The sequence below is a fragment of the Acinetobacter sp. YH12241 genome, assembly GCF_013417535.1.
Taxonomy (GTDB): Bacteria; Pseudomonadota; Gammaproteobacteria; order Pseudomonadales; family Moraxellaceae; genus Acinetobacter.
In genome coordinates this window covers 47877-62921 of sequence record NZ_VPDQ01000003.1, presented here as the reverse complement: position 1 = coordinate 62921, position 15045 = coordinate 47877, and the positions used below count along the sequence as shown (strand labels likewise).

At 40.8% G+C, this 15045-nt stretch carries 15 protein-coding genes; 10 read left to right on the top strand and 5 right to left on the bottom strand.

The window, feature by feature from the left end:
• Nucleotides 1–61 precede the first annotated feature (61 nt).
• Entirely contained in the window at nucleotides 62–1105 is a 1044-nt protein-coding gene (locus FTV18_RS02825; RefSeq protein WP_257218569.1) for an acyltransferase, read from the bottom strand.
• 384 nt (nucleotides 1106–1489) lie between these two features.
• Here FTV18_RS02825 and FTV18_RS02820 point away from each other — a divergent pair, with 384 nt between their 5' ends.
• The 6 genes from FTV18_RS02820 (at nucleotide 1490) to FTV18_RS02795 (ending at nucleotide 6954) form a co-directional block, all read left to right on the top strand.
• Nucleotides 1490–1885: a transposase family protein gene (locus FTV18_RS02820; protein ID WP_079281082.1), complete on the top strand. Its 396-nt coding sequence runs from the start codon at nucleotides 1490–1492 to the stop codon at nucleotides 1883–1885.
• The gene (locus FTV18_RS02815) at nucleotides 1833–2303 is read left to right on the top strand and encodes a transposase family protein (protein WP_180016842.1); all 471 of its coding nucleotides are present in this window, start codon (nucleotides 1833–1835) and stop codon (nucleotides 2301–2303) included. The genes FTV18_RS02820 and FTV18_RS02815 overlap by 53 nt, the downstream gene beginning before the upstream one ends.
• Before the next feature lie 921 nt (nucleotides 2304–3224).
• On the top strand, nucleotides 3225–3665 hold the full coding sequence (locus FTV18_RS02810; RefSeq protein WP_004782875.1) for a BLUF domain-containing protein: 441 nt from the start codon (nucleotides 3225–3227) through the stop codon (nucleotides 3663–3665).
• A gap of 410 nt (nucleotides 3666–4075) precedes the next feature.
• A complete protein-coding gene (gene ubiH, locus FTV18_RS02805) occupies nucleotides 4076–5284 on the top strand; it encodes a 2-octaprenyl-6-methoxyphenyl hydroxylase (RefSeq protein ID WP_034703738.1) in 1209 nt (402 codons plus the stop codon).
• On the top strand, nucleotides 5281–6528 hold the full coding sequence (locus tag FTV18_RS02800; RefSeq protein WP_166138271.1) for an FAD-dependent monooxygenase: 1248 nt from the start codon (nucleotides 5281–5283) through the stop codon (nucleotides 6526–6528). The genes ubiH and FTV18_RS02800 overlap by 4 nt, the downstream gene beginning before the upstream one ends.
• A gap of 174 nt (nucleotides 6529–6702) precedes the next feature.
• On the top strand, nucleotides 6703–6954 hold the full coding sequence (locus tag FTV18_RS02795) for a hypothetical protein (protein ID WP_004782870.1): 252 nt from the start codon (nucleotides 6703–6705) through the stop codon (nucleotides 6952–6954).
• 68 nt (nucleotides 6955–7022) lie between these two features.
• Here the strand turns inward: FTV18_RS02795 and rsmI are convergent, their stop codons facing one another.
• Nucleotides 7023–7865, bottom strand: a complete 843-nt coding sequence (gene rsmI / locus FTV18_RS02790; protein ID WP_180016844.1) for a 16S rRNA (cytidine(1402)-2'-O)-methyltransferase — start codon at nucleotides 7863–7865, stop codon at nucleotides 7023–7025.
• Between the two features lie 10 nt (nucleotides 7866–7875).
• On the opposite strand from rsmI, the gene FTV18_RS02785 reads away from it, so the two are divergent.
• From FTV18_RS02785 to FTV18_RS02770, 4 genes are all read left to right on the top strand, one after another.
• A complete protein-coding gene (locus FTV18_RS02785; RefSeq protein ID WP_180016846.1) occupies nucleotides 7876–8835 on the top strand; it encodes a penicillin-binding protein activator in 960 nt (319 codons plus the stop codon).
• 9 nt (nucleotides 8836–8844) lie between these two features.
• Nucleotides 8845–9258, top strand: a complete 414-nt coding sequence (locus FTV18_RS02780) for a YraN family protein (RefSeq protein WP_034703744.1) — start codon at nucleotides 8845–8847, stop codon at nucleotides 9256–9258.
• A gap of 136 nt (nucleotides 9259–9394) precedes the next feature.
• Nucleotides 9395–10087 carry a BON domain-containing protein gene (locus tag FTV18_RS02775; protein ID WP_159123345.1) on the top strand — a complete coding sequence of 231 codons (693 nt, stop codon included), beginning with the start codon at nucleotides 9395–9397 and terminating at the stop codon, nucleotides 10085–10087.
• Nucleotides 10077–10955: an alpha/beta hydrolase gene (locus tag FTV18_RS02770; protein ID WP_180016848.1), complete on the top strand. Its 879-nt coding sequence runs from the start codon at nucleotides 10077–10079 to the stop codon at nucleotides 10953–10955. Before FTV18_RS02775 ends, FTV18_RS02770 begins: the two co-directional genes overlap by 11 nt.
• A 69-nt stretch (nucleotides 10956–11024) precedes the next feature.
• Here the strand turns inward: FTV18_RS02770 and nudC are convergent, their stop codons facing one another.
• The 3 genes from nudC to dnaQ all read right to left on the bottom strand — a co-directional run bounded on the left by nudC (nucleotide 11025) and on the right by dnaQ (nucleotide 14947).
• Nucleotides 11025–11804 (bottom strand): NAD(+) diphosphatase, encoded by a 780-nt coding sequence (gene nudC / locus FTV18_RS02765; protein ID WP_180016850.1) that lies wholly within the window; start codon nucleotides 11802–11804, stop codon nucleotides 11025–11027.
• Nucleotides 11804–13447 (bottom strand): chemotaxis protein, encoded by a 1644-nt coding sequence (locus FTV18_RS02760; RefSeq protein WP_180016852.1) that lies wholly within the window; start codon nucleotides 13445–13447, stop codon nucleotides 11804–11806. The genes nudC and FTV18_RS02760 overlap by 1 nt, the downstream gene beginning before the upstream one ends.
• 126 nt (nucleotides 13448–13573) lie before the next feature.
• A complete protein-coding gene (dnaQ, locus tag FTV18_RS02755; protein ID WP_180016854.1) occupies nucleotides 13574–14947 on the bottom strand; it encodes a DNA polymerase III subunit epsilon in 1374 nt (457 codons plus the stop codon).
• Nucleotides 14948–15045: the final 98 nt, after the last annotated feature.

The following is a 15045-nucleotide window of genomic DNA, read 5'->3' as shown; positions in this document are numbered from 1 at the left end:
ATTAGTCAACCTATATAAAATTTTAAATCGATAAAAACCGTATAAAGTGATCAAAAAATCTCTATAAGTTTTTTCTATCGACCGGATAAAAATACCTAAAGAAGTTAAATGGTTCTTTGCCTAATTTAATTAACCTTTTTTCTAAAACTAGATACGTAATAGAGCCTGCCAAGATCGAAGAGGTAATCAGTATAGAGCTAAATAGGTAAGGGTTTAATATATTGAGTTTGTTTAAAACCATAGCAACTGGGCTTAAAGTAAAAGGATGAATCAAATATAAAGAGTAAGATGAATCTCCAAGATGATTAAAGAATCTTAAAATTAGTGATTTAGTTTCTGTGATTAAGTCTTCTAAAGCTACGCATCCAACAAAAATGAAAAACATTGGGATCCCGATTTTTAATGATCTCAAGGTGATGAAATCAGGTAGTTTATAAAAGTTTTGATAGGCTAATAGGGAAGCACCGACAAGAATCATAAATATAGACATTAATCGGGAAAGACTAGTATTTTTTATAATGATAAATGCCAGAACGCCTAAAGCGAATTCAAGCAAAAGATTATGGGTTAAAAACATCAGAAATTCAGATTTTGGTTGGAGTATTAAACCTATAGCCACAACAACTGAAAAATATAGAATGATAAAAAGATATTTATATAAGTCTTTTAATAAAAAGATTAGGAAAAAAGAAAATATAAAATAATAATAAAATTCGTAGCTTAAAGTCCATCCATTATTAATTAAAAATTTACTGCCATTCGGAATTAAAAAGAAAGATTCGAAAATTCCTGTTTCACCACCGGATGAATTTATAAGATTTGGAGAAATCAGAAATACAATTAAAGCAAAAAAACTGAGAACCCAATAAAGAGGAATGATTCGGATGAATCGGTTTCTCATGAAATTTAGAAAATTAACTTTTTTATTATATGTTGTATAACACATAATAAAGCCAGAGATTATGAAAAATAAATCAACACCAGAACCGCCTATGTGATACCACTGAAGCGTATCAACATTGTATTGTTGTCCTTTAAAGGAGGTATGGCTTATAACTACCATTAAGGCAGCAATCCCCCTAAGAAATTGCACTGAATAAAGCATAGTTATTATTTTATTAAAGTATTTAATTTAAACTACCATACTCAATGTTTGTCTAACAAATATACCTAGTGAAAGACCGTGAATATTACTAATTATTTAATCTAAAATCATTACGGTTGGTTTTATATAAAAGTAGCCGTATTTTACGGGAACTCAAATATTCACTAGAGTTTAGAAACTGGTAAAAAATGAATTTTTTATTAATTATTATTATTTATTAACCGGCTTAAAATATGTTTCAAAATTTTAATAAAAAGTAAAAGTACTCAGCTTAATAAAAGAAATTCCAGAAACCATTAGATCTCTTTCATAAATCAAAAAACGATCTTCTTTTTGGTTAATATTTGCACTCCAGATTTCTTGGCATTCATGCATAATCTGCGGATGAAATACATCGATTCAAACAAGCTTTCTGATCCTCAGTTCAAGCGATACACGGGCATCTCATGGTCAACCTTTGATTTAATGGTTGAGCAATTGAAGAAACATGTCCCTGCCAAAGGCAGACCGCCCAAGTTAAGCTTGGAAGACCAGGTTCTGCTCTGTCTAAGCTATTGGCGGGAATACCGAACCTTATTTCACGTTGCGACGAGCTACGGGGTTTCAGAGCCCACAGCCTCAAGAATTGTCCGTCATGTTGAAGACTGCCTGATTCGGTCCAATCTCTTTAATTTACCCAAAGATTTACCCGAGGGCGAAGGCATCGATTGGAATGTTGTGATCGTGGATGCCACAGAAATTCCAATCCAAAGGCCTAAAAAAACAGAAGAAAAGCTATAGCGGCAAGAAAAAGACCCACACTTTCAAAGTACAGGCCATCATTGATTATCAAACTCAAAAAATCCTGAGTTTATGTACGAGTCGTGGTGCCGTACATGATTTCGAACTCTTCAAACGTAACTTGAATCAGATTCCTGCAGGTGCATTTATCCTTGCGGATAAGGGTTATCAGGGAATTTATACAGTGTATCCAAATAGCTTGTTGCCATTAAAAGCAAAGAAGCGCTGTAAACTGGATTCCGAACTAAAAATCTATAATCAGGAAATCAATAAAAGAAGAATTGGAATTGAGCATGTATTTGGCAGTTTGAAAACCTTCAAAATTCTTGCTGAGCGATATCGCAATCGAGGCAAAAGACTAGCATTAAGATTCAATCTAATTGCTGGAATTTATAACTTGGAGCTGAGTGAAAAATGACTTATGAAAGAAATCTATTGATGAATTAATTCAAAGATCACGTATACATTATTAACTTCACACCAAAATTTGGGAATTTTCTATAAGTAGATGAAAGATATAGGTAGTAGTGATTGCTAAGATTTCTGTTTAGAAACTTCAGTATCATCTTCAAATTTTTAATCATTAAATAATAAAAAACCCCGGCATCCTGCCGGGGTTCTTTGTATTGGTTAGCTTGGTATAACTCCTGTCGTACCTTACTGTCCTTGTGCTTATCTATTGTTATTCTTATGTGGAACTCCCTGTTCCTGATGTAATCATCATATGAAAATTCATTTAACTAAAATAGGGGTAAAGGACTTGAATAGCTGTAAGTCAAAGAGTACAAGATTGATTATTAAATAAGCATGTTTTTGTATCATTTAGAAATTAAAAACAATTACCTTTTAAAAATATTATAAGAAGAGAGGTGTAAGAAAGTACATACTTAATAAGTTGCTTGAGCTCGACTTAGACTGTCGTTTCTAAATTAAACATCGCGACTTTAATCCGTTCCTTCATCTTTGCTATCGTATTCGTAGCACTTGCACTATTGATTGAGAACAAATCGCTGATTTACATTTTTGCTGGCTTGCTGATGTTCTGGCAAAGATAACTGGTGCTCAAATTACATGAGCATTTAGAAAGTAAAAAACTGATACTTGATGGCAGATCTCAAATAGCAAAATTTTGAAGCTTTTTAATATAGAAATATTTGGAAAATGCGTGTTAAAAGCAAGTAGCTGAATTTATATAAAAATTTATTTTATTTTTCAAGTTATTTTACTATTCGATAAATTATTTTGTATCTGATCATAGAAAATTTTTATAAAATCAGTTATATATATTAAACAGAAAAATATTGAGTAATGTACATAATCTAAAATATTGAGGTAGACAATGAGCGACGCAAGACTTTTATATGTTAGTAAGTTGTATGATTGCGAAGATCCAATGAATGATCTATTCAATATTCTGACAGAAGCGTTGAATTTCAATTCACGTAATGCGATTTTTGGGGCTCTGTATTATGGAAATGGTTACTTTGTTCAATGTCTGGAAGGAGATAGGAACAAGATTGAAGATCTGTTCTATAAAAAAATCTTGAAAGATCCTCGACATAAAAATTGTGAAGTTCTGTATTTTGAAGATGTGAATGACCGTCTCTTCTCAGACTGGCATATGAAATATGCCAATATCCATCAGGATATTCTTGGATTCTTTGCCGAACATAATCTGGATGAATTCAATCCTTATACCTTGAATGCCGAGACCATTCCTCAATTTATACAGATATTGGCAAGTTTGAATGACCATGCCTATACATTGAAAGCAAGTTAATCCTTACATCATCATGCGATATAAGCTAAAGCTACGTATCGCATGATTTTTTAAAATGAGTATTTACTTTAAATAAGTTAAATAAAAAATATTATATAAATTCAAAAACATAAATATTGTTAATTCAAAAAATTATATCCAGATCCCATCTTCATCATTTCATACCAAGCCAAGCTTTTAAACCTAACAATCAGTGCCAAAATTCTTCTGCTTTTTATCAGGCAGATGATACTTCTGTATTTTGAAAAATTTAAGTAGGACGTTGAGGTGAGCTATAAATTAACCACAAGCAGACTTCGCTTCGAAACCGCAACCTAATTTATTATAAAAAAGAAATTTTTTAGGCTAATATAAAATTCATCATGATTATAAGTATCTATATATAGGTACGCCATTGAAAGGATTACAGCATGCAACAAGAAGTCATCATTGTCGGTGGTGGTATGGTCGGCTTGAGTCTCGCGCTGATGTTGGCCAAAACCAATATTGCAGTCAAACTTTTGGAAGCGATCAAATATCCAGATTATGATGATGTAAACCTTGCACCCTATCATTCCAGCTTTGATGCACGTAATAGTGCCTTGTCACGCCGTAGTGTACAGATTTATCAGGAACTTGGGCTTTGGGATGCCTTGCAGGAACATGCAACGCCGATTCTTGAAGTGAATATCACTGAGCAGGGCAGTTTTGGTAAGGCGCGCTTAATTGCAGAACAGGAAAAAGTCGAAAGCTTTGGCCAAGTGATTGAAAATGCCTGGCTAGGTCGTGTGCTATTAACTCAAGTCAAAAAAGAACCACTCATTGAACTGATTGATGGGGTTCAGGTCAGCTCTCTGACTCAAGATGCTGAGTTTGCTTATCTTGAAGCACAACGTGGTGATGCTTTATTGAAACTTCAATCCAAAGTGGTGATTGCTGCTGATGGGCGTGATTCTTTCTGTCGTAAAGCGCTCGGTATTGGGGCTTCAGAACATGACTATGATCAGGTCGCCATTGTCACTACCGTTCAAACTTCTAAGCCACATAATCATGTTGGCTTTGAACGGTTTAGCCACTTAGGCCCATTAGCCTTATTACCACTTCCAGGTGAATATCGTCGTTCTGTAGTCTGGCCTGTGAAAAAAGGAACGGAAGGAGAATGGCTGGGTGAAGAAAATGACCAGCATTTCCTGAACGCCTTACAAGAAACCTATGGCGATCGTGCCGGTAAATTCCAGAAAACAGGTAAGCGCTTCAGTTTTCCATTGTCCCAAGTATTAGCAGAAAAACAGGCTGTGGGCCGCGTGGTCTTGATGGGTAATGCTGCACATACAATTCATCCAGTAGCGGGTCAGGGTTTTAACCTGTGTATGCGAGATGCGCATGTATTGGTGCGCTACCTGAAAGAACAGCAGTCACAAGGTGCAGACTTAGGTGATGCAGCAGTATTACAGGATTATGAAAAATCCCGTTTGAATGACCAGCAAAGAGTGATTAAGTTCTGTGATTCAGTCGTACGTGGATTTAGTAACCAGAATCCATTCTTGAAACTGATCCGTAATACCGGACTGATTGCTTTTGATACCATTCCTGGTATCAAGCCACTAGTCGCTAACTATGCCATGGGGTTAAAAGCATGAGTCTGAATCCAAGTTCTGATGTATTAGATGTCGTGATTGTTGGTGGCGGTCTGGTAGGCGGTCTAACGGCTTTATTACTCGCTCAAGGTGGTGTGCAAGCGACTGTTCTGGATGCTGCGCCTATTCTGGATGCAGACAAAACTTTAAGCGTAGCCAATCCGCGGGTTTTGGCTCTAAGTCAGGCGACTATTCATTTATTAAAAACCGTAGGTGTGTGGGAAAAACTTGCACGCCAGCAGCCATATACTGGAATGCAGGTCTGGAATAAAAATGGCTATGGTGAAATTAACTTTGGTCATTCTTCAGAAAGAACACCTTCTGTAGAGCAGGCGCTAGGCTCAATGGTGGAACCGAGTATTCTGAATCTGGCCATCCAGCAAAAGATGCTTGAAGAGGTGCAAGATTACCGCACACAGGTCAAAGTTAACCGGGTTGAACGTGGAGTAGATGTTTGGATCATTCATCTGGCAGATGGCACCCAGCTCAAAACTAAGTTGGTCATTGGCGCAGATGGCGCGAACTCCTTTGTGCGCGAGCAAGCCTTTATCGATATCGATGTACTGGACTATAAACAGGCCGGAATCAGCTGCGCAATTAGAACAGCCCAGCCACATCAGCATGTGGCCCGTCAGATTTTTCTGGAAACTGGTCCTTTGGCTTATCTGCCAATGGCGAGTCTTAAAGAAGAAGAGCAAGGCCACTGGCAATCCATAGTCTGGACATTACCTGATGATTATGCCGATGAGTATGCAGCGCTATCAGATGCTGACTTCACTCAACTATTGACCCGTGAAAGCTATCATATGCTGGGTGAAGTGCTGGAAGCGACAGCACGAGCGAAATTCCCACTCAAAGCTCGTGCTGCACAGCAGTATGTACAAGATGGCTTGGCACTAATTGGTGACGCTGCGCATGTGATTCATCCGCTCGCTGGACAAGGGGTTAATATCGGCTGTCTGGATGCTGCCGTACTCTGTGACGTGTTGCTGCATGACAAAGCGCGTGGAGTGTGGGCCCATGAACAGACCTTGAAACGTTATGAGCATCGCCGTAAAGGCCAGAATGATGCGATGATGCATAGCATGTCGGCGATTGGCTGGATGGAAACTACAGAGCTTTTCCCAGTGGTGTGGGCACGTAATTTCGGGCTGAAACAGGTCGAGCAACAGACAGTCCTGAAAGATGCATTTATGGCTCAGGCGAATGGTTTAAGTTTACTCAAAGATACACGTTATTCAGCCTAGCGGCCGAATGTAAATTTTTTAAACAAACATCTATAAAGAGTAACCATTTTGTTTAAAAAAGATACGATTTTTTGAAAATTAGGGCTAGGCGAAGACCAAAGAGATTGCTAAATTTCAGTTAATTTAAAGCTTGGTTTAATAGATAAAAGCGAAGCCATTTGTGGGGAGAGCAAAATGACAGACGTAAATGATTATGATGATGTAGAAGATCCTGTAATCGACGACGATGAAGCAAAAGCAGCAGAAAAAGGCGCTGCAAGTAGCGAAGAAGTTGTGAATGATACAGATGTATTAGAAGCTGAAACTTTGACTGTAACTGCTAAGCAGAAAAAACGTCAGGCACTTGAAGATGAAATTGCGGCTTTTCTGGCAAGCGGTGGCCGTATTACTGAAGTTCCAGCTGATGAATCCGTTGCAAGAGAATAATTGCACTCAATATTATTAAATAAAAAAACACCACATTGATTGTGGTGTTTTTTATGGGTAAAGAAAAATTAATCGTTGGCAGAGGTTAGTTCCAAAGCACGTTGATAGGCGATTTTTTTCTTGATTCCAGTCAAATCAGCAGCCAGCTGTGAAGCTGCTTTGACAGACAGGTCTTGTAATAAACGCAGTAACAATTTATCCAGTTTTTCCTGATCCAGATCTTTTTCTTCGATAGAACCGCCAATCACCAGTACGATTTCACCTTTTTGCTGGTTATGATCATTGGCAACAAATTCAACTAATTCACCCAGTGTCATTTTCTTGATGGTTTCAAAGGTCTTGGTAATTTCACGGGCAAAACCGACAGGACGCTCTGCACCGAATACCGCTGCCAGATCTTTGACACATTCCAAAATGCGGTGCGGCGCTTCATAGAAAATTAAGGTCTGGGTTTCATCTTTCAGTTTTTCCAGAGTCAAGAGCCGCTGGCTTTGTTTAGACGGCAAAAAACCTTCAAAGCTGAAACGGTCACTTGGTAAACCTACTGCGCTTAAAGCGGCAATTGCAGCACATGCACCCGGTACAGGAACCACATGAATATTATGTTCTTGGGCAGCACGGACAAACTTGAATCCTGGATCGCTAATCAGTGGCGTGCCTGCATCACTGATCAATGCCATATCTTCACCATTGAGCAGGCGTTGAATCAACTGATCAATCTTGTTGCTTTCATTATGTTCATGACAGGCTGTCAAAGGTGTTTGAATATTAAAGTGTTTAAGTAATTGTGCAGAAGTTCGTGTATCCTCAGCTGCAATAAGACTCACCGATTTCAATACATTAATTGCACGATAACTAATATCATCTAAGTGCCCGATTGGAGTCGCAACAACAAATAACTGAGCACTCATAGGTTTCTCCATGTGGAATAAATCGAATAATAAAAAATGGAAGATTCAAAATAAAATTTTGGGCTTGGGGTTACTGGCCTGCGTCAGCAGCGTACAAGCAGAAGTGCTGATTATTCTACCTGAAAGCGGCCCCTTGGCGCGAGCCGCTTCGAGTATCAAGCAAGGATTTCTCAGTGCATATACAGCGTCCGGACAGAAAGTACCATTGAAATGGGTCAATTCAGATCAGAAAAAAATCTCTCAACTACTCAAACAACATGTCAGTAAAAAGACGCAAATGGTGATTGGTCCTCTGGCACGTCAGGATGTAGAGCAACTGGTGCAAACTAAACCCAAGATTCGTACACTGAGTTTGAATGAAAGTAGTCTTACAGCGCCAAATATCTGGCAATTTAGTCTGTCGAAAAAAGAAGATGCGGCTGCCTTACAGAAGCAGATTGCGCAAGATGGGATTCAGCAACTGTTTGTGATGCGCCAACCGGGTAGTGAGTCAGAACATGAACTTCTGCTAATGTCACTACTTAGTCAGAGTGAGCTGCAACTGGAAATGATCCAGAAGCCACCATTTTTTCTGAAGAGCAAGCAGGGGATATTATTGCTTGGCAATGCGGACTGGCTGGCATCCTTACAGGGTTTGGGACATAAACGGATTTATACAGTCGCGAATGCAATTAATGAGCAGCATGCTCCGCCAAGAGGCATCAAGTTCTGCGATGTGCCGGTACTTTATTTTGCTAACTGGCCTGATGTGATGCAGGCTTATCATCATGCACCGGTGAATATGGCCTATCAGCGCTTGATTGCTTTTGGTGGCGATGCCTGGCAAATCACCCAGTATTATTTGAACAATAAAAAAATACGCAATATTGAATTCCAGGGTCGTACTGGAATGATTCAGGTATCAGATCAGGGCATACAACGTACGCCGTCCTGTTTTCAGCAGAGTGCCAAAGGTCTTAAGGCACTATAAGGGTCAGTGATGCAGAAACAATTAGGTGCATGGGCAGAACAACAGGCTGCCCAACTGATGCAGCAACAAGACTTTCAGCTCATTGCCAGAAACTGGCATAGCCGCTATGGTGAACTTGATCTGGTCATGCAGCGTGAGCAGGAACTGGTCTTTGTCGAAGTAAAAGCACGAGCTAAAACGGGTTATGCATTGGCTTTTGAATCTGTTTCCTCTGCGAAGCAACGAAAAGTCCTACAAACGGCTGTATGTTTTATTCAAAAAAATCCACAGTTTGCACATTATTACTATCGTTTTGATGTGATTTGTTTTGATTTTAATCGGTATTTTGCAAAAACCATACAGCATGATTTTTCTCAATACCCTTATGATCTGCACTGGTTTGAAAATGCTTTTACTTTTGATCAAGAGTTTATTAATCTTTGAATAAAATAAGATCGGATGCGGTAGATAAAATTTGCAGCATCATGGGAAAGTTCAAGTATGATGAAGAACATCTGGCCTTGAAAAAACAGATTATTATATTGAAATAAGACTGATTAAAATTAAGGAGTCTTGCTGAGTGGTTAAGCGTATTGCAATAACAATGCTGTGTGTCGCAAGTTTATCGGGTTGTGCCAGCTTTATTTCTAGCGGTACTGGTACGGCTCCTGTAGGTACCGAAAATGGAGCTCGGACGCTAGGACAGGTATTTATCGATTCTTCTATTGTACGTACTGCAAAAATTAATCTTTATAAACTGGATTCACGTTTTAAACAGTCAAGGGTCAATATTGAAAGCTTCCATGGTAATGTCCTGTTGACCGGGCAGGTGCCGGATGCGCATCTCAAGCAATTGGCAGAAGATAATGTCAAATCCATGAGTGATGTCAGAGCGGTGCATAACTTTATCACTGTGGGTAACCAGAGCAGCTACACTACGATCATGCAGGATACCGCCGTGACGGCGAATACCCGTGGTTTGATTATGAAAGCACCGGTGGTGTCTGACAGCAAAGTGCATGTGCATACTGAAGATGGTGTACTGTATGTGATGGGACGTCTGAACAGTGCTGAAATCGATGACCTGAATCAGGTGCTGCAACAAGTGGGGAATATCACGAAAATTGTCACGCTCATCGACAACGTGGATCAGCGCTCTGGTTATAGTACTAACCAGAATTTTGCAGCGCCTGCATCTTATGCACAGTCGGGTGTTGAACAGACTCCAGTCGCCATCGATCCTGATACAGTTGAACCGACCGATGTTCCATAAGGTCAGTCAATTTAAAACGCAGCTGTCAGATCAGATCCTTGAAGTCCAACAACGTTATAAAGATTTCCGGATCTATGATTTTGGCAGTTATGCGCTGAACCGGTTAACCCCCAAACAGGGTTATAGTGTTGAAACCCAGTTAGCCTATGGCTTAAAAGCCCGTCAACGTTTTGATCTGTTTTTAAGCCATCAGCCATTAGCACATCGCCCCCTGATTGTCTTTGTCCATGGTGGTGCCTGGCTGCATGGTGATAAAAAGGATTACCACTTCATCGGCGAGGCCTTTGCCAAAGAAGGTTATGATGTGGTGGTGATGAATTATCATCTAGCGCCTGAACATATTTTCCCGATTTATATTAATGACCTGCATTTATTGCTAAATCATTTGCAGCAGCATGCAGACCAGTTAAATGTTTCTACGGAAAATCTGGTCTTGATGGGGCATTCAGCCGGGGCATTTAATGTCATGTCAGCGCTATACCATCCACAAAAGGCCATGATTGAGCGGGAACAGATCCGCGCCATTATTGGACTGGCAGGTCCTTATCATTTTGACTATAAAGATGATCCGATCTGTGCCGATGCTTTTGACCAGTCGATTCCGTATCAGCAGGTCATGCCATATTATTTTGTGGAAAATACCTCCACCAAACATTATCTGTTCATGGCAGAGCGGGACAATATTGTCGGTCATTTCAACAGTCAGGATCTGGACCGGGTTTTAAAAGACCATGGCAATCATAGTGAGCTGATTACCATTCCGAAACTGGGTCATATTACGATGATCGGTTCATTGTCCAGTTTGTTTAGCCGGTTCTTTGAAACCAAGCCGCGTGTGATGTGGGCGCTAGAAGATGCTTTCAAGTGAAGAACTGTGATCGTGGTAATTCCCATAAAAAAGCCCGGTATAAAAACCGGGCTTTTTTAATTGAAAACCTTAGAGCCATTTATGGGTATCATCTGCGACCGGTGTACCTTGAGTCACATGCATGATCATGGCATGGGCAATACTGCCTTTAAATGGAATTTCCGGCAGCTGATCAAATTTAAAGAATTTCGCGTCGCTAATTTCTTCTTTCTGCAATTGCAGCTCACCGCCAGTATATTCTGCTTTGAAGGCAATCATCAGGTTACTCGGGAAGGGCCACGGCTGACTGGCCAGATACTGGATATTTTTCAATTTCAAGCCGACTTCTTCCAGCGTCTCGCGACGTACCGCTTCTTCAAGCGTTTCCCCAACTTCGACAAATCCGGCAATCAGACCATACATCTGGCTTTTGGTATTACGTGCATTTTTAGCCAGCAAAATTTCATCTTCACCGCGGGTAATCACAGTAATCACACAAGGTTGCACCCTTGGATACTGACGATAATGGCAAGCTGGGCAAACCATGGCATATTCAACAGCATGGGCTTCAGTCGGGGTGCCACAGTGGCTACAGAACTTGTGATTCCGGCGCCATTCCAGTAGTTGCACAGCACGGCTGGCCTGTTCAAATTGCTGAACATTCCAGAACTGTAATAATTGACGGATTGGAACCAGTTGCAAGCCTTCAGGAATTGGCTCATCTGGAAGAAGATCACGGGCAATCACCTGATCACCCGGATTCAGCAGCAAATCGCTTGCCAGAGCTTCAACTTGAGGCAGTTGAAAGTGTTGATCGACCAGCAGCTGTTGCTGCTGGAAAATATAAGCAAGTGATAATTTTTTAGACATTAGGCAACGATTTTCAGTTTCTCACTACTGTCTAATGCTACCTTAAACATGGACTGTAATACAGGCTGTTTGTTCTTTAAGTTGTCGATCATCATGTCGGCACTAGCCAATGCATCCAGCGCATGATGAATTTCTGCCGGTGTTAATGCAACCGACTGTTCAATACGGTTTTTGATAAACAGGGCAGTTGTATTGAATGCAGCTTTCACATGTTCAGCATTCAGGAACAGCATAGCACCGCCAATTTCACAGAACTGGATTGGTACAGGTTCGAGTTTGGTCAGATCTTGATCCTGCAGATAATCAGTCAGAATCTGGCTAGATAGTTCAATCAGTGCCTTGGTTTCATTCAACAAAGCGTTATGTGCTTCGTCCAGACGATCCAGCGAGATATTCATGTTATTCACACGTAGCTGCAAGCGGCTCGAAGTATGATGGCGCTCCAATACACCAATCGAGTTCATCGCGGATAGAATTACATTCATCAATTGTTGGGCAAAAGACTCATCTTTCAGAATATCTGCCTGGCTGAGTGAAGCTGCCTGACGGTTTAAGTCATGATAGGCTTCATTCAGATTCAGAACCTTGAAGATATTGGCCAAGCTATTCAGCTGAGTCTGGAGTTCCTGAGTTTTTTCAGGTGTCATGTGCTGATAGTTATATTCGATATCATTGCGGATCTGGGTCATTTCCGCAGTCACCAGTTCGCTAATGGTATGCATGGTTTCGAAGTCCGGACCATATAGGTGACGGCTAAATACTTGAAGTTGCATATCTGTCAGTAGATCATCACCAATATTCAGCTGGCTACGGATTTGCTGTGCAGTTGCATCTTCCTGACTAATACATAAGCTTAATACATTTGCCAGATCGGACAGAGAGGCTTTGAAGCTGTCGGCTGAACTAAAGTACTGCGCCATGTTGCGTTCAATACTGATTAAAGTACGTAAACGTGGTTCATTGATGAGCAGGTGATCAATATTATCAAAAGCAACATGCACCAGATGCCAGTATTGCTTGCTTGGATGATTTGCTGAAAGACCTGCCAGATAAGTACCGACCAGTTTGATCGCTTGCAGGTCCATCTCGCTTTCTTCCTGTTTCAGCAGTTTGTTAAGTGACAGCTTATACAGGCGTTGCACATATTTGGATTTTTCCAGACCTGGTACTTGGGGTAACTGGAAGTCTGGAGTAATCAGATCAAGCAAAGGTTCAATATGCTGACCTTCGGTCGTCAATGGTTTACCAAGCGCAAGTTCCAGACGGTTCAGGGTATCGAGCAGGAACTGTGGAATTTTCACTTCACGCAAGCAGATAAATTCGATATAGCGTTTCAGCATGGTGGTGCCTTCACTCAATGCGATCACATCCTGAGTGTTGACCTGCGCCGGATTCCCCATAATCTCGCGCATCAGTTCTGCTGAATATTGTGCAATTTGTGCCAGATTCGGCATATCAATCAGTGCCAGTACCTGTGCACATTGTTCGAACTGATTTAATGCATCGTCAATGCCAAAAGGTAAAGTTTGATCTTCTACCAAGGTGCTTACTGCTGATTCGACTAACTTGATCGAGTTATCAACCTCATTTTTTATTATCAGTAAAGCTGTTGGATCAAAATGTATAGAGGTTTGGTAAGACATGGATCTGCACCTTTCCTTGAGTATTATCTATATATGAGCCCCGCTTTATCGGACGGGGCCTCTTTGGAATTACTATAACTGAAGAACTGTATTTTAAAAGCGAAATTACTGCTTGAAATTTAGATTTTATTTGGCAAAAAGGCAAGGCGTTCCATGCTTTTCTTCAAATTGTTTGACCCATTTCTCATGTTCGGCAAGTTCTTCATCTGATGGAAGAATCACAGGCAATTCAATTTCAATTTTTACAGTGCCTGAACTGCCGCCTTGTTCTTCGGTATGTGACAGGGCATCCATATCAAAAGAGACTTGTCCACCGGTCATGGCCAGATAAACATCGGACAGAATTTCCGCATCGAGCAAGGCACCGTGGAAGGTACGGTCACGCTGTGGAATTTCATAACGACGCACGAGGGCATCCAGGGAGTTTTTCTGTCCCGGATGCTTGGATTTGGCCATTGCCAGGGTATCGGTCACTTCACAAACTTCAGAAAGCGCGACAAAGCCTGCCCGCTTGAACTCCATATCCAGGAAGTTCATATCGAAGGTCGCGTTATGCGCAATAATTTCGGCACCTTGCAGATAGTCAAACAGTACCTGTGAGATTTCTTCAAACAGCGGCTTGTCTTGCAGGAACTCGTCGGTAATACCGTGGACATTCACCGAATCGCCAACCGGTTTTTTCGGATTGATATAAATATGGATTGAGCTGCCGGTAAGTTTCCGGTTAATCATTTCGATCGCACCCACCTCAATGATCCGGTCACCATCCTGATAATAGAAACCGGTGGTTTCAGTATCCAGAATCAATTGACGAGGGCCATGCAGCTCTAAGGTCGGCGGTGTAATCACAATTTGTGGATGTAGTTCGGTTGAATCTGAAGTGACTGAAGCGGATTCATCGGTATTTTCTGTTGTTTCCAAATTTTCAGTTTGTTCCATTTCTTCTTCAGCCATTTCCATGCTCTCTTCGAGTTCTTCTTCACTATCGACAAGATCCAGCCCGAAAGGGTCGTCTAGAAGCCAGTCAGGTTCAGATTTTTTTTTATTTTCAGTGATTGCAGTCACTGATTTGGATTTTTTCAAGGTTTCATCTGCGCCTTGGTTGGCCAGTTGATCGGCCATTTCATTGCCAGGATGTCCGGCATGGCCTTTGACCCAGTGCCATTCAATATCGCGGCCTTGACAGGTGGCATCCAGTTTTTGCCATAGATCCGGATTTTTAACGTCTTTCCAGTTTTTCTTTTTCCAGCCATGAATCCATTCGGTAATGCCTTGTTTGACATAATTGGAATCGGTATAAATGACCAGCTTGGCATCTTTCGGACAGAACTGGATGCCTTCGATCGCCGCGGTCAGCTCCATGCGATTATTGGTGGTATGATCTTCGCCACCACAAATTTTGTGTTCCTGCTGTTCGGTAATTATGTACGCACCCCAACCGCCTAAACCCGGGTTGCCGCGACAGGCGCCATCAACATATAGCGTGATAGTGTGAGACATAAATTAAAATCCGATCAAAAAAGAACTTGCTGATGCGGATATTGTATAACGCAAATACGCTTGATGCGTCTAGATGCACCAGTTTTTTTAATTTCTTG

Bases quoted from the DNA above. Each gene is read 5' to 3' on its own strand.
- FTV18_RS02785 (WP_180016846.1), top strand. From the start codon at position 7,876: ATGTGGAATAAATCGAATAATAAAAAATGGAAGATTCAAAATAAAATT.
- FTV18_RS02800 (WP_166138271.1), top strand. From the start codon at position 5,281: ATGAGTCTGAATCCAAGTTCTGATGTATTAGATGTCGTGATTGTTGGT.
- FTV18_RS02825 (WP_257218569.1), bottom strand. From the start codon at position 1,105: ATGCTTTATTCAGTGCAATTTCTTAGGGGGATTGCTGCCTTAATGGTA.
- rsmI (WP_180016844.1), bottom strand. From the start codon at position 7,865: ATGAGTGCTCAGTTATTTGTTGTTGCGACTCCAATCGGGCACTTAGAT.
- ubiH (WP_034703738.1), top strand. From the start codon at position 4,076: ATGCAACAAGAAGTCATCATTGTCGGTGGTGGTATGGTCGGCTTGAGT.
- FTV18_RS02780 (WP_034703744.1), top strand. From the start codon at position 8,845: ATGCAGAAACAATTAGGTGCATGGGCAGAACAACAGGCTGCCCAACTG.
- FTV18_RS02760 (WP_180016852.1), bottom strand. From the start codon at position 13,447: ATGTCTTACCAAACCTCTATACATTTTGATCCAACAGCTTTACTGATA.
- FTV18_RS02815 (WP_180016842.1), top strand. From the start codon at position 1,833: ATGCCACAGAAATTCCAATCCAAAGGCCTAAAAAAACAGAAGAAAAGC.
- nudC (WP_180016850.1), bottom strand. From the start codon at position 11,804: ATGTCTAAAAAATTATCACTTGCTTATATTTTCCAGCAGCAACAGCTG.
- FTV18_RS02770 (WP_180016848.1), top strand. From the start codon at position 10,077: ATGTTCCATAAGGTCAGTCAATTTAAAACGCAGCTGTCAGATCAGATC.
- dnaQ (WP_180016854.1), bottom strand. From the start codon at position 14,947: ATGTCTCACACTATCACGCTATATGTTGATGGCGCCTGTCGCGGCAAC.
- FTV18_RS02810 (WP_004782875.1), top strand. From the start codon at position 3,225: ATGAGCGACGCAAGACTTTTATATGTTAGTAAGTTGTATGATTGCGAA.
- FTV18_RS02820 (WP_079281082.1), top strand. From the start codon at position 1,490: ATGAAATACATCGATTCAAACAAGCTTTCTGATCCTCAGTTCAAGCGA.
- FTV18_RS02795 (WP_004782870.1), top strand. From the start codon at position 6,703: ATGACAGACGTAAATGATTATGATGATGTAGAAGATCCTGTAATCGAC.